The 11,859-nt window shown below is 69.1% G+C and carries 11 protein-coding genes and 1 pseudogene; 11 read left to right on the top strand and 1 reads right to left on the bottom strand.

The window, feature by feature from the left end; all coding sequences use genetic code 11:
* From J2W36_RS20735 to J2W36_RS20725, 3 genes and pseudogenes are all read left to right on the top strand, one after another.
* Positions 1-162: pseudogene (locus J2W36_RS20735) on the top strand (branched-chain amino acid ABC transporter permease); the annotation flags it as partial.
* Positions 162-1,037 (top strand): alpha/beta fold hydrolase, encoded by an 876-nt coding sequence (locus tag J2W36_RS20730; protein WP_307691670.1) that lies wholly within the window; start codon positions 162-164, stop codon positions 1,035-1,037. The pseudogene J2W36_RS20735 and the gene J2W36_RS20730, both read left to right, overlap by 1 nt.
* 94 nt (positions 1,038-1,131) lie before the next feature.
* Positions 1,132-1,845: a glutathione S-transferase N-terminal domain-containing protein gene (locus J2W36_RS20725; protein ID WP_307691664.1), complete on the top strand. Its 714-nt coding sequence runs from the start codon at positions 1,132-1,134 to the stop codon at positions 1,843-1,845.
* Between the two features lie 19 nt (positions 1,846-1,864).
* Here the strand turns inward: J2W36_RS20725 and J2W36_RS20720 are convergent, their stop codons facing one another.
* Positions 1,865-3,391, bottom strand: a complete 1,527-nt coding sequence (locus J2W36_RS20720) for a helicase HerA-like C-terminal domain-containing protein (protein WP_307691663.1) — start codon at positions 3,389-3,391, stop codon at positions 1,865-1,867.
* 100 nt (positions 3,392-3,491) lie between these two features.
* Here J2W36_RS20720 and J2W36_RS20715 point away from each other — a divergent pair, with 100 nt between their 5' ends.
* The 8 genes from J2W36_RS20715 to J2W36_RS20680 are packed head-to-tail and all read left to right on the top strand — an operon-like array spanning position 3,492 to position 11,857.
* Positions 3,492-3,803, top strand: coding sequence for a phosphopantetheine-binding protein (locus J2W36_RS20715; RefSeq protein WP_307691662.1), 312 nt, complete (start codon positions 3,492-3,494; stop codon positions 3,801-3,803).
* Positions 3,804-4,454, top strand: coding sequence for a COG4648 family protein (locus J2W36_RS20710; protein ID WP_307691661.1), 651 nt, complete (start codon positions 3,804-3,806; stop codon positions 4,452-4,454).
* Entirely contained in the window at positions 4,451-6,193 is a 1,743-nt protein-coding gene (locus J2W36_RS20705; RefSeq protein WP_307691660.1) for an ApeI family dehydratase, read from the top strand. The genes J2W36_RS20710 and J2W36_RS20705 overlap by 4 nt, the downstream gene beginning before the upstream one ends.
* Positions 6,190-7,254, top strand: a complete 1,065-nt coding sequence (locus tag J2W36_RS20700) for a lysophospholipid acyltransferase family protein (protein WP_307691659.1) — start codon at positions 6,190-6,192, stop codon at positions 7,252-7,254. Before J2W36_RS20705 ends, J2W36_RS20700 begins: the two co-directional genes overlap by 4 nt.
* Positions 7,238-7,843, top strand: a complete 606-nt coding sequence (locus J2W36_RS20695; protein ID WP_307691658.1) for a LolA-related protein — start codon at positions 7,238-7,240, stop codon at positions 7,841-7,843. Before J2W36_RS20700 ends, J2W36_RS20695 begins: the two co-directional genes overlap by 17 nt.
* Positions 7,840-10,221 carry an MMPL family transporter gene (locus tag J2W36_RS20690; RefSeq protein WP_307691657.1) on the top strand — a complete coding sequence of 794 codons (2,382 nt, stop codon included), beginning with the start codon at positions 7,840-7,842 and terminating at the stop codon, positions 10,219-10,221. Before J2W36_RS20695 ends, J2W36_RS20690 begins: the two co-directional genes overlap by 4 nt.
* A 14-nt stretch (positions 10,222-10,235) precedes the next feature.
* A complete protein-coding gene (locus J2W36_RS20685; protein WP_307691656.1) occupies positions 10,236-11,108 on the top strand; it encodes a polysaccharide deacetylase family protein in 873 nt (290 codons plus the stop codon).
* Complete coding sequence (locus tag J2W36_RS20680) at positions 11,105-11,857, top strand: class I SAM-dependent methyltransferase (RefSeq protein ID WP_307691655.1); 753 nt, start codon at positions 11,105-11,107, stop codon at positions 11,855-11,857. Before J2W36_RS20685 ends, J2W36_RS20680 begins: the two co-directional genes overlap by 4 nt.
* The last annotated feature ends 2 nt before the right edge of the window (positions 11,858-11,859 follow it).

Below are 11,859 nucleotides of genomic sequence, written 5' to 3'. Positions count from 1 at the left end.
CTGCTCAAGCTCGGCAGCGAAGCGGCCAGCGGCTTGCCCTGGCTCGCGGCACTGCTGTCGCCCGACCGCTGGCTGCTGTGGCTGGGCGTGCTGTTCGTGCTGTCCGTCTATTACTTTCCAACCGGCGTCGTCGGGCGCCTTCGAGCAAGGGCCTTGCGATGATGAACCAGCCGACCTCCCATTACGCCCGGTTGCTGGACCGGGAGATCCACTGGATGGACTGGGGTCCTCGCGATGGCGAGGTGGTCATTGCCTGGCACGGGCTGGCGCGCACCGGGCGTGACATGGATGAGCTCGCGGCGCACCTGGCCGCCGGCGGCTTTCGCGTGATCTGCCCGGACACGCTGGGCCGCGGGCTGAGCCAGTGGAGCCCGGCGCCCGATGAGGAATACCAGCTGTCCTTCTATGCCCGGCTGGCCGAGGCGCTGTGCGATGCGCTGGGCCTGGTGCGCGTGCACTGGGTCGGCACCTCGATGGGGGGTGCGATCGGCATGGTGTGCGCATCGGGGAGGGTGGTGCCCCGCATGAAGGCACGCATCGAGAGCCTGGTGCTCAATGACAACGCGCCGGAACTGGCCCCGGCGGCGATCGAGCGTATCAAGTCCTATGCGGGCAACCCACCGGCCTTCGACACCGTGGCCGAGCTGGAATCGTTCTTTCGCACCGTCTACAAGCCCTACGGCTGGCTGAGCAACGCGCAATGGCGGCGGCTCACCGAAACCTCGACGCGTCGCCTGCCCGACGGCCGCGTGACGCCGCATTACGATCCGGCCATGGTGCGGCAGTTCACCGCACACGACAACGACTACCTGATCTGGCCGCATTACGACGCGATCGAGGTGCCCGTGCTCTGTTTGCGAGGGGCCGAATCCGATCTGGTGCTTCCCGAGACGATCGACGCCATGCGAACCCGCGGCCCGGGTGCCGCCGGCCGGCTGCAGGTGCTCGAAGTGCCGGGTTGCGGCCATGCGCCCGCGCTCAACGTGCCTGCGCACCTGGTGCCTATCGAGGTCTTCCTTCGCGCTGCGGGCGCGTAGGTCGGCGCTGCCAAGACCCTCGTTTCGCCGAGACCGCGGTAGCGGCGCTACGATGCCCGGACGGTGCCTGCGTCCATGGCGCCAAGGACCTTGAATGACCGACCTTTCCGCCTTTCCGATCACCCGCAAATGGCCTGCCGCGCATCCCGAGCGGCTCCAGCTGTACTCGCTGCCCACGCCCAATGGCGTGAAGGTGTCGATCATGCTGGAGGAAACGGGCCTGGCCTATGAGCCGCACCGTGTGGACTTCGGTGGCAACGAACAGTTGTCGCCCGAATTCCTGTCGCTCAACCCGAACAACAAGATTCCCGCGATCCTCGATCCCGATGGGCCGGGCGGCAAGCCGCTCGCCCTGTTCGAGTCGGGGGCCATTCTGTTGTACCTCGCCGAGAAGACCGGCAGGTTCCTGCCTGCCGATGCTGCAGGGCGCTACGAAGCCATCCAATGGCTCATGTTCCAGATGGGCGGCATCGGGCCGATGTTCGGCCAGCTCGGCTTCTTCAACAAGTTCGCCGGCAAGGATTATGAAGACAAGCGCCCGCGAGACCGCTATGTGGCCGAGTCCAGGCGCTTGCTCGGCGTGCTCGACACCCGTCTGGCCGAACGCGAATGGATCATGGGCAGCGACTACGGCATTGCCGACATTGCCACTTTCCCATGGATCCGCAATCTGGTCGGCTTCTATGAGGCGGGCGAACTCGTCGGCTTCGAGAACTTCCGGAACGTCCAGCGCGCGTTGGCGGCCTTCATCGCGCGTCCAGCCGTGATGGCCGGCCTGGCGATTCCCGCCGCTCCGCCAGCGGCGTGAGCCGCGCCAGGGCAGGGATTCAGCGACCCTTCTTGCCGCCGAAGATGCTGCCAAGGACGCCGCGCAGGATCTCCTTGCCGACGCTGGTGCCCATGGTGCGCACGGCCGACCGGGCCATGGTCTGAACCAGTCCGTCGCGCTTGCCACCGCGCGGGCCGGTCGATCCGAACACCAGGTCGTTGAGGCTGCCCATCAGGCCACCCCCCGCATCGGCCGATGCAGGTGCGCCCGTTTTGCCCGGCAGCGGAATGCCCGGCGCGTCGGGTGCCGCCTGGGCACGGCCCTTGAGCTTTTCGTAGGCCGATTCGCGGTCGATGGTCTTCTCGTACACGCCTGCCACCAGCGAACTGGCCACCAACTGCTGGCGTTGTGCCGGGGTGATGGGGCCGAGCTGGCTGCCCGGCGGCAGCACGTACACGCGCTCGGTCACCGTGGGCCGGCCCTTCGGGTCGAGGAAGCTCACCAGCGCTTCGCCGACCGCCAACTCGGTGATGGCGGCCTCGATGTCCAGGCCCGGCTTCGGGCGCATGGTCGTGGCCGTGGCCTTGACGGCCTTCTGGTCGCGCGGTGTGAAGGCGCGCAGCGCGTGCTGCACGCGGTTGCCCAGCTGCGCAAGCACCGAATCCGGGATGTCCAGCGGGTTCTGGGTGACGAAGTACACGCCGACGCCCTTGGAGCGCACCAGCCGCACCACCAGTTCGATGCGCTCGACCAGTGCCTTGGGCGCATCCTTGAAGAGCAGGTGCGCCTCATCGAAGAAGAACACCAGTTTGGGTTGCTCCGGGTCGCCGATTTCCGGTAACTGCTCGAACAGCTCCGACAGCATCCACAGAAGGAAGGTGGCGTAGAGGCGCGGCGAATTCATCAGCTTGTCCGCCGCCAGGATGTTCACCACGCCGCGGCCTGCCACCGTCTGCATGAAGTCGGCGATGTTGAGCATCGGCTCGCCGAAGAAGCTGCTGCCGCCCTGGGTTTCGATCTGCAGCAGTCCGCGCTGGATCGCGCCCACGCTGGCCGAGCTGATGTTGCCGTATTCGGTGGTGAACTGGCTGGCGTTCTCGCCGACGTGCTGCAGCATGGCGCGCAGGTCTTTCAGGTCGAGCAGCAAGAGACCGTTGTCGTCGGCGATCTTGAAGACGATGTTCAGCACGCCGGCCTGCGTGTCGTTGAGATCGAGCATGCGCCCGAGCAGCAGCGGCCCCATGTCGGAGACGGTGGCACGCACCGGATGGCCCTGTTCGCCGAACACATCCCACAGCGTGACCGGGCAGGCCAGAGGGGTGGGGGCGTCGATGCCGCGCTCCTTGAGGGTGGCGGCCAGCTTGTCGCCGATCTGTCCCGGCTGGCTGATGCCGGTCAGGTCGCCCTTGACGTCGGCCATGAACACCGGCACGCCAATTCCCGAGAGCTGTTCGGCCAGGGTCTGCAGCGTGACGGTCTTGCCGGTACCTGTCGCACCGGTGATCAGGCCGTGGCGGTTGGCGAGTTCGGGCAGCAGAAAGCATTCAGTGCCACCGTGGCGTGCAATCAGGAGGGGGTCAGCCATGTTGGTGTCGGGTTCGTAGCGGGGCCGTCAGTCTATCGAAGCCTCCCTCCTATAATCCGCGGCCCTACGCGACGTTCCGTGAAAAGTTTCAGGAGTTCCTGTGTCAACGACTGCCCAGCCCCCCATTCCCGCCGTTGGCGATGCGCCTGAACAGACGCCGCTCGAGCAAGAGCTGGCCGTTCTGCTGGTCGAGTCGCTCAATCTCGAGGTCGCCCCGGCCGACATCGTGCCCTCTGCGCCGCTGTACGGCGAGGGCCTTGGCCTCGACTCCATCGACATCCTGGAGGTGGCGCTGGAAGTTTCACGCCGCTACGGTTTCCAGCTGCGCTCGGACGACGAGCGCAACCAGCAGATCTTTGAATCGCTGCGCAGCCTCGCATCGCACGTCGCGCAGAACCGGGCTGCGGCCTGAATGTCGCGCTGGCGCATTGCGCTCCTGCTCATCGGCGGCGCGGTCTATGCCGGCCTGTCGCACTGGATGATGGTCTACCACGCGGCGGCGCCGTGGGCCGTCGTGGTCCTTCTGGTGCCGCTGTGGCTGAGCATCTTCGGCCTGGCGGGCAGTCGTTTCGGTACGCCCGGCCTGTGGGCGACCGGCGTGCTGGGCGTGCTGGCCTTTGCGCTGGTGTTGCGCGGCGATGCGGGCAATCCCGATCGGCTCTACGTGCTGCAGCACGCGGGCATTCACGCCGTGCTGTGCAGTTGGTTCGGCGCCACCCTGCGGCCCGATCGCCTGCCGCTGATCGGCCAGTTCGCCCAGCGCATCCATCCACTGTCGCCGGCCATGCGCATCTACACGACGCACCTCACACAGGTCTGGACGGCGTACTTCGCGCTGATGGTGGCGCTGTCGCTGGCCATTTATGCCTTTCTGCCCTTCAGCGTCTGGTCGCTGTTCGCCAACGTGCTGACGCCGGTCTCGGCCGGCGCGCTGTTCATCGGCGAGCACCTGCTGCGTTACCGCATCCATCCTGAGTTCGAGCGCACCCGCCTCATCGACGCCGTGCGCGCCTTTTACGGCACCGGCCCGAACGTCCAGCCGGCTGAGCCGGGACGGCCATGACGGGCACCACCGACCCGCGCACCGGCGCGGGGCCCGATCTGCTGGCCGACTTGCCCTTGTTGCGTTCGCGCGACCTCGCCGAACCGCTGGCCTGGCGCGACGGCCATCCGATCAGCGGCCACGCCTTTCTGGCCGACGTGGTCCGGCAGGCCGCGCTGATGCCGGGAGAAGGCGCCGTGGTCAACCTGTGCAACGACCGCTACGCCTTCGCCGTCGGGCTGGCGGCTGCAATGGTGCGCGGCGTCGCCAGTCTCCTGCCGCCCGACGCCCGTGCCGACACACTGGCGCGCCTGTGCGATCCGGGCGGCGGCACGGTGGCGGTGACCGACGAGCCGACACTGCCCACCCCTGGCATGACCAAGGTGCTGGTCGAGCGCGCAGCGGCTTGCGAAGGCGTGCGCCCAGGCGCTGGCGTACCGTCGATTGCCGGCGCGCTGCATGCGGTCAGCCTGCTGACCTCCGGCTCGACCGGTGTGCCGCAGCCGCACGCCAAGACGTGGGCGACGTTGGTCGGCGACGTGGCCGCCGCCGCCAGCACATTGGCGCGCCTGCTCGGGCGTACGTCGCTCGAAGGCATGACGATGGTCGGCACGGTGCCGGTGCAGCACAGCTACGGGCTGGAGTCGACCACGCTCCTGGCGATGCTGGGTGGCGCGGCTTTCGACAGTGGCCGGCCCTTTTATCCAGCAGACATCGTGCGCGCCCTGGAGTCGGTGCCGCGCCCGAGGGCGCTCGTGACCACGCCTTTCCACCTGAAGACGTTGATGCTCTCGGGGCTCGCGCTGCCGCCGGTCGATCTTCTTCTTTCAGCCACGGCGCCGCTGTCGCCGCAGCTCGCGGCGCAGGCTGAGCAGGCCACAGGCGGCATGCTCATCGAGATCTACGGGAGCACCGAGTCCGGCCAGGTCGCCGTGCGCCGGCCTACCGTGAGTGAGGTGTGGGAAACCTTTGGCGAGATCCGCGTCGAGTCGCAGGAAGCGGCCGATGGCACCGAGCGTTTCGTCTTCAGTGGGGATTTCATGCCCGAGCCGACGCCCATGGCCGACGTGCTCGAACTGCTCGATGACCGGCGTTTCCGGCTCTTCGGCCGTTCCAACGACCTGATCCATGTGGCTGGCAAGCGCAGTTCGCTCGGGCACCTCAACTACCACCTCAACAGCATTGCTGGCATTGAAGATGGCGCGTTCTGGCTGCCCGACGAGGTCACCGACGGCGTGGTGCGGCCCATCGCTTTCGTCGTCGCGCCCACGCTCGGCACGGCGGACATCGTCGGCGCATTGCGCGAGCGGCTCGAAGCCGTGTTCGTGCCGCGCCGCGTGGTGCAGGTGGCCGCGCTGCCACGCGAAGGCACGGGCAAGCTCACGGCCCGGGCGCTGCGTGAGTTTGCGCTGTCGCAACTGGCGGCCGACGACACGCCCGTCAGCCTGAGCCACGAGGTGCCCGTCGACCACCCCGCGTTCGCCGGACATTTTCCGGGGCAGCCGTTGCTGCCGGGGGCATTGCTGCTGTCCGAGGTGCTGGAAGCCGCGCATCGGGTGCCGGCAATGTCGGCCAGGCTGGGCATGCAGCCCACCCTGGCCGCCGTCAAGTTCCTCGCGCCGGTGCGCCCGGGCGACGCATTGACGATCGACCTGCACCCGGAGGCGGGTGCGTCGCGTGGCGTGCGTTTCGAGGTGCTCTGCGGTGGGGTGATCGCGGCCAGCGGCCGCTGGATTGGCGGGCCGGAGCGCGCGCCATGAGCCAGGACCGCATCGAAGCGCAGGCCGTGGGTGGCGAGGCTGTGCATGGGGAGGCTGCGCATGTGAAGGCTGCGCGTGCCGAGCCCGTGCGTGCCGCTGCAGGCGCGGCCGAATGGACGCGTGCGCCGGAGCGCAGCAACATGCTGGCCTTGCGTTTCATCGTATGGATGGCGTTGCGTTGCGGGCGGCCCGTCACCCGCGGGATCCTGCACCCGATCAGCCTGTATTTCCTGCTGTTCTCGCCCACGGCGCGTCGCCACATCAAGCGCTATCTCTTTCGTGCCATCGGGCCGCGCGCGGGGTGGGGCGATGGCTACCGGCTGCTGCACGCGTTCGCCTCGACCGTGCTCGATCGCATCTATTTCCTGCGCGGGCGCATGGAACTGTTCGACGTGCGCGTGAGCGGCCAGGCCCCGGTGGAAGCCGAAGTCACGGCCGGGCGCGGCGCCTTCATGCTCGGTGCGCACGTGGGCAGCTTCGAGGCGCTGGGCGCCTGCCGCCAGCAAAAGGTGCCCACCGGCGTGGCGGCCCACGACGCGCTGCGGCTTGCGATGCTGATGTTCACCGACAACGCACAACGCATCGTGTCGGTGCTCGATGCCATCGCGCTGCCCGAGATGCGCCCGCACGTGATCGCCCTGGGCCGGCCGCATTCGATGCTGGAACTGCGCGACTGGCTCGACAGCGGTGGCCTGGGGGGCATGCTGGCCGATCGCACGCTGCCAGGCGCCGAGGAGCAGCCCGCGCAGCAGCGCGGCAACAACGTGGTGCTGCCCTTCCTGGGGCAGCCTGCCACCTTCAACGACGGTCCGTTCCGTCTTGCCGCACTCCTGCGGCGCAAGGTCTTCTTCATGGCCGGCCTGTACGCCGGCGGTGCGCGCTACGACGTGCAGTTCGAGCCGCTGGCCGATTTCAGCGAACGGCTCGCCGATCCAGCGGCGCGGGAACGCCGCATCCGCGAAGCGATCGAAGCCTATGTCGCGAGGCTCGAGGCTCTCTGCCGCCAATACCCTTACAACTGGTTCAACTTCCATGATTTCTGGCTTGAAGACGCGCCTTGAATGCATCCCGCGCCGCACGCGCCCCTGGCGCTCGGCCCTGCGCGCCCTGTGGCTGGCCCTGCTGTGTGTCGCCGCACCGGCCTGGGCTTTCGACGTGCCCGAACTGATGGGCCTGCTCGCACGGCAAAAGCAGGGAGAGGCCACCTTCATCGAGCAGCGCTTCGTGCGCGGTGTCGACGGCCCGCTGGCTGCCAGCGGCACGTTGAGTTTCACCGCGCCCGACCAGTTGATCCGGCGCACGCTCACGCCACGGCCCGAGACCATGGCCGTCGAAGGCAACAACCTCACGCTGTCGCGCGGTGGCCGCAGCCGTACCATGACGCTGGACAGCGTGCCCGAACTGCTGGGCCTGGTCGAAGCCATGCGCGCCACGCTGGCGGGCAACGGTGCTGTGCTCGACCGCTATTTCGACACGCGGCTGTCTGGCACGCCGACCGAATGGGCGCTCGACCTGAGTCCCAAGGACGGCCGCCTGTCGTCGCAGGTCGCCTCGTTGCGCCTGGTCGGCAAGGCGGGCGAGGTGCTGGGCGTGGAAATGGAGTTTCGCGGCGGCGATCGTTCGGTCATGACCATCACGCCCAAGCGATGACGGCCGGCCCGACGCGTGCCCGGCGCATCGCCGTGCTGCTGCTGTGGTTGGCGGTGGTGCTGGCGGGCGCGGGCATCATCTCGCGCACGCAGTTCAGCGGTGACCTGTCGGCCTTCCTGCCGGCGAGCCCCGATGCGCGCCAGCGCGTCCTCATCGAGCAAGTGCAAAGCGGCGTGGCGTCGCGCACGCTGATGCTCGGCGTGGAGGGGGGCAGGGATGCGGCGCAGCGCGCCGAGGTGTCGCGTGCGCTTGGCAAGGCCATGCGCGCGAGCGGGCTCTACGAGCAGGTGCAGAACGGCGACACCAGCGAACTGCAGGAAGCGGGCACCTTCGTCTTCGACCACCGTTACCAACTCTCGCCCGAGGTGAATCCGGCGCGCTTCACGGTGGACGGCCTGCGCGATGCGATCTACGACACCTTGTCGCTGCTGGGAACGCCTGCCGGCAACATTGTCAAGCCGCTGCTTGAGCGCGATCCGACGGGCGAGACCCAGCGTATCGCCGAAGGCCTGATCCCGGCAAGCTCGCCGCGCAGCGAGGAGGGCGTGTGGGCTTCGCGCAGCGCTCCGCGTGCCATGCTGCTGGCAACCACCCGGGCGTCGGGCAGCGACATCGACGCGCAGGGGGCTGCGGTGGCCCGGGTGCAGACCGAGTTCGACCGCATCACCCAGGGCATGGGCGCCGATGCGCCCCGGCTGCTCCTGAGCGGCACGCCCGTGTTCTCGGTGCAGAGCCGCGACAAGATCAAGGGCGAGGCGGTGCACCTGGCCGTCGTCGGTGCGCTGGTGATGGGCTGCCTGCTGCTGCTGGCGTTCGCTTCGCCCCGCGCACTGGTGATCGCGTTGCTGCCGGTGCTCACCGGCGTGGTGGCCGGCACCGCCGCCGTCGCGCTGGTGTTCGGCTCGGTGCATGGCCTGACGATGGGCTTCGGCAGCACGCTGATCGGCGAGACCGTCGACTACGCCATCTACTACCTGATCCAGGCGCGCGGCGCGGCCGTCGCCGGCACCGGCTGGCAACGCTGGCGCGACCAGAACTGGCCGACGGTGCGCCTGGGGCTGCTGACCTCGGTCTGCGGCTTTGCGGCGCTGCTGTTCTCGGGCTTCCCGGGCCTGGCCCAACTCGGCGTGTTTTCCATCGCGGGGCTGGTGGCGGCGGCACTCGCCACGCGCCACGGCCTGCCGATGCTGGCACCCGACGGCGCGACCGGCATCGGCATGCGTCGGCACATGGCGCGCTTGGCAGGCGGCATCGTCATGGCCATGCCGCGCCTGCGCTGGGCCTTCGCCGCGCTGGCGATCGGTGCCGTGGGCGTGCTGGCCTGGCAGGGCGGCGAACTCTGGCGTGCGAGCCTGTCAGACATGAGCCCGATCTCCAAGGCCTCGCAGACGCTCGATGCTCAGCTGCGCTCGGACATCGGCGCGAGTGACGGCGGCACGCTGGTCGTGGTGCAGGCCGCCGACGCCCAGTCGGTCCTGCGCGCGGCGGAGGCGGCGGGACACCGGCTCGACGCTCTGGTGGAAAACGGCCAGCTCAGCGGCTACGACACCGTCACGCGCATGCTGCCGAGCGTGGCCACGCAGCAGGCGCGCATCGCCAGCCTGCCCGATGTCGCCACCCTGCGCGCGCGGCTGGGCCAGGCGATCAACGGCATGCCGCTGCAGCCGGCGCGTTTCGAGCCCTTCATCGCTGCGGTCGATGCTGCGCGCACGCAGGCGCCGTTCACCCGCGAGGCGCTGATCGACGGGCCTCTGGGACCGGTGGTCAATGCGCTGTTCTACGAACGGCCCGGCGGCGGCTGGTCGGCACTGATCTCGCTGCACACGACCGAGCGTTTCGACACCGGCCAGTTGGCGGCCGCGCTGGCGCCGCTGCCGGAGGTTCAGGTGGTGGACATCGGCCGCGAGCTGGGAAGCCTTTACACCCGCTACCTGCACGATGCCTTCGTGCAGGTGATGCTTGGCGCACTGGCGGTCGTGGTGCTGCTGGGTATCTATCTGCGCTCGCTGCGCCGGCTGGTGGCGGTCTGCCAGCCGCTGCTGCTGGCCGTGGTGCTCACGCTCGGCGGCATGGCGGTGCTCAACGTGCCGCTGGGCATCCTGCATCTGGTCGGGCTGCTGCTGATCGTTGCGGTCGGGTCGAACTACGCGCTCTTCTTCGACCAGCTTCAGCAGACCGGCCGTGCCGACGAAGACACGCTGGCCTCGCTGATGCTTGCGAACCTGACGACCGTGGTGTCCTTCGGGCTGATCGCAATTTCCGATATTCCGGCGCTGTCGTCCATCGGCCGCATCGTGGCGCCCGGTGCGCTGCTGGCGCTGCTGCTGTCAGCAGCCTTCACGCGCAGCGGGGTGATGCGCGCGCCGGCGAAGAACTGAGTTACAACGCCCGCATGCCGCCGTCGACCGTTCCTCCTTCCCAGGCTTCCCACGCTTGCCCCGCGATTGCCGTGCAGGCGGGCGCGTGGCCGCTGCCGCGGCTCATCACCGCCAGCGTGGGCGTGCACGTGGTCGCGCTGGGGGCCGCCTTGCTGGTGCCCGGCGCGTGGCCCTGGGCGCTGGGAGGCGTGGCGTTGAACCATGCGCTCATCACCGGCATGGGCCTGGCGCCGCGCAGCAACTGGCTGGGCGCCAACGTCACGCGCCTGCCGGCGGCCGCGGTGGCGCGCCGAGAGGTGGCACTGACCATCGATGACGGCCCCGACCCGCTCGTCACGCCGCAGGTGCTCGACCTGCTCGATGCGCAGGGCCAGCGCGCCACCTTTTTCTGCATCGCCGAGCGGGTGGCCGCCCACCCGGCGCTCACGCGCGAGATCGTCGCGCGCGGCCACAGCATCCAGAACCACACAGCGCGGCATTGCCACAATTTTTCGTTTCTGGGGCCGCGCGGCTACGCGAACGAGATCGCGCATGCGCAGCGGATGCTCGAGGATGCGACCGGCGAGCGCCCGACCTGCTTTCGTGCCCCGGCCGGGCTGCGCAACCCCTTTCTTGCACCGGTGCTGCACCGGCTGGGCCTGGCGCTCGTGAGTTGGACGCGGCGCGGCTTCGACACGCGCGAAACCGATCCGGCCAAGGTGCTCGCGCGGTTGTGCGACGGTCTTACGCCGGGCGACATCCTGCTGCTGCACGACGGCAATGCCGCACGCACGGCGGCGGGCGTGCCGGTGATCCTCGACGTGCTGCCGCCGCTGCTGCAGCGCTTGTCCGATGCCGGCCTGCGTGCCGTGACCTTGCCCGAAGCCCTGTCCCCTGGAGTGAAATGACCGTTCCGTCTCCCCATCCCGACATGGCTTGGCGTGACCTCGTCGATGCCGCCACCGCGCCGTATCGCAAGGCGGGCCGGTTTGCCTGGCACTTCGCACGCGGCAAGCTGGGCTACGACCCGGTGTTTCGCGGGCTGATCCAGCGCGGGCTGATCGGCGCGCACCGCCGCCGCGTGCTCGACATCGGCTGCGGCCAGGGTATCTTCGCGAGCCTGCTGGCCTCGATGGCCGCAATGCAGGGCCAGAACCGCTGGCCCGCCGACTGGCCCGTCACGCCGGATGCGGCGACCTACACCGGCATCGAACTGATGCCGCGCGACGTGGCACGTGCCGAGGCACTGGTCGGCCACATCGCGCCGACGCCGCGCTTCGTCTGTGGCGACATGTGCAGCGCCGAACTGCCGGCCAGCGACCTGGTCGTGATCTTCGACGTGCTGCACTACGTGGACCTGCAGGCGCAGGAAGCGGTGCTGCGTCGTGTGCGTGATGCGTTGGTGCCCGGCAGCGGCCGCCTGCTGCTGCGCGTGGGCGACATGCAGGACCGCCGGGGTTTCGCCATCAGCCAGTGGGTCGACCGCATGGTCACGCGCGTGCGCGGCCATCGCGTTTCGCCGACCTGGGGCCGGCCGCTCGCCGAATGGGTGGCGCTGCTGCAGCGCCTGGGGTTCACCGTGCAGCCGGTGCCGATGAGCGCGGGCACGCCCTTTGCCAACGTGCTGCTGATCGCCGACCGGCAGGCCGCCGCATGACC

Source organism: Variovorax ginsengisoli (genome assembly GCF_030811835.1).
In the GTDB taxonomy this organism is placed as follows: Bacteria; Pseudomonadota; Gammaproteobacteria; order Burkholderiales; family Burkholderiaceae_C; genus Variovorax; species Variovorax ginsengisoli_C.
Note: the sequence above shows the minus strand (reverse complement) of the source record. Positions and strands in the feature narration are given on the sequence as shown.

Bases quoted from the DNA above. Each gene is read 5' to 3' on its own strand.
- J2W36_RS20730 (WP_307691670.1), top strand. From the start codon at position 162: ATGAACCAGCCGACCTCCCATTACGCCCGGTTGCTGGACCGGGAGATC.
- J2W36_RS20725 (WP_307691664.1), top strand. From the start codon at position 1,132: ATGACCGACCTTTCCGCCTTTCCGATCACCCGCAAATGGCCTGCCGCG.
- J2W36_RS20720 (WP_307691663.1), bottom strand. From the start codon at position 3,391: ATGGCTGACCCCCTCCTGATTGCACGCCACGGTGGCACTGAATGCTTT.
- J2W36_RS20710 (WP_307691661.1), top strand. From the start codon at position 3,804: ATGTCGCGCTGGCGCATTGCGCTCCTGCTCATCGGCGGCGCGGTCTAT.
- J2W36_RS20705 (WP_307691660.1), top strand. From the start codon at position 4,451: ATGACGGGCACCACCGACCCGCGCACCGGCGCGGGGCCCGATCTGCTG.
- J2W36_RS20700 (WP_307691659.1), top strand. From the start codon at position 6,190: ATGAGCCAGGACCGCATCGAAGCGCAGGCCGTGGGTGGCGAGGCTGTG.
- J2W36_RS20690 (WP_307691657.1), top strand. From the start codon at position 7,840: ATGACGGCCGGCCCGACGCGTGCCCGGCGCATCGCCGTGCTGCTGCTG.
- J2W36_RS20685 (WP_307691656.1), top strand. From the start codon at position 10,236: ATGCCGCCGTCGACCGTTCCTCCTTCCCAGGCTTCCCACGCTTGCCCC.
- J2W36_RS20680 (WP_307691655.1), top strand. From the start codon at position 11,105: ATGACCGTTCCGTCTCCCCATCCCGACATGGCTTGGCGTGACCTCGTC.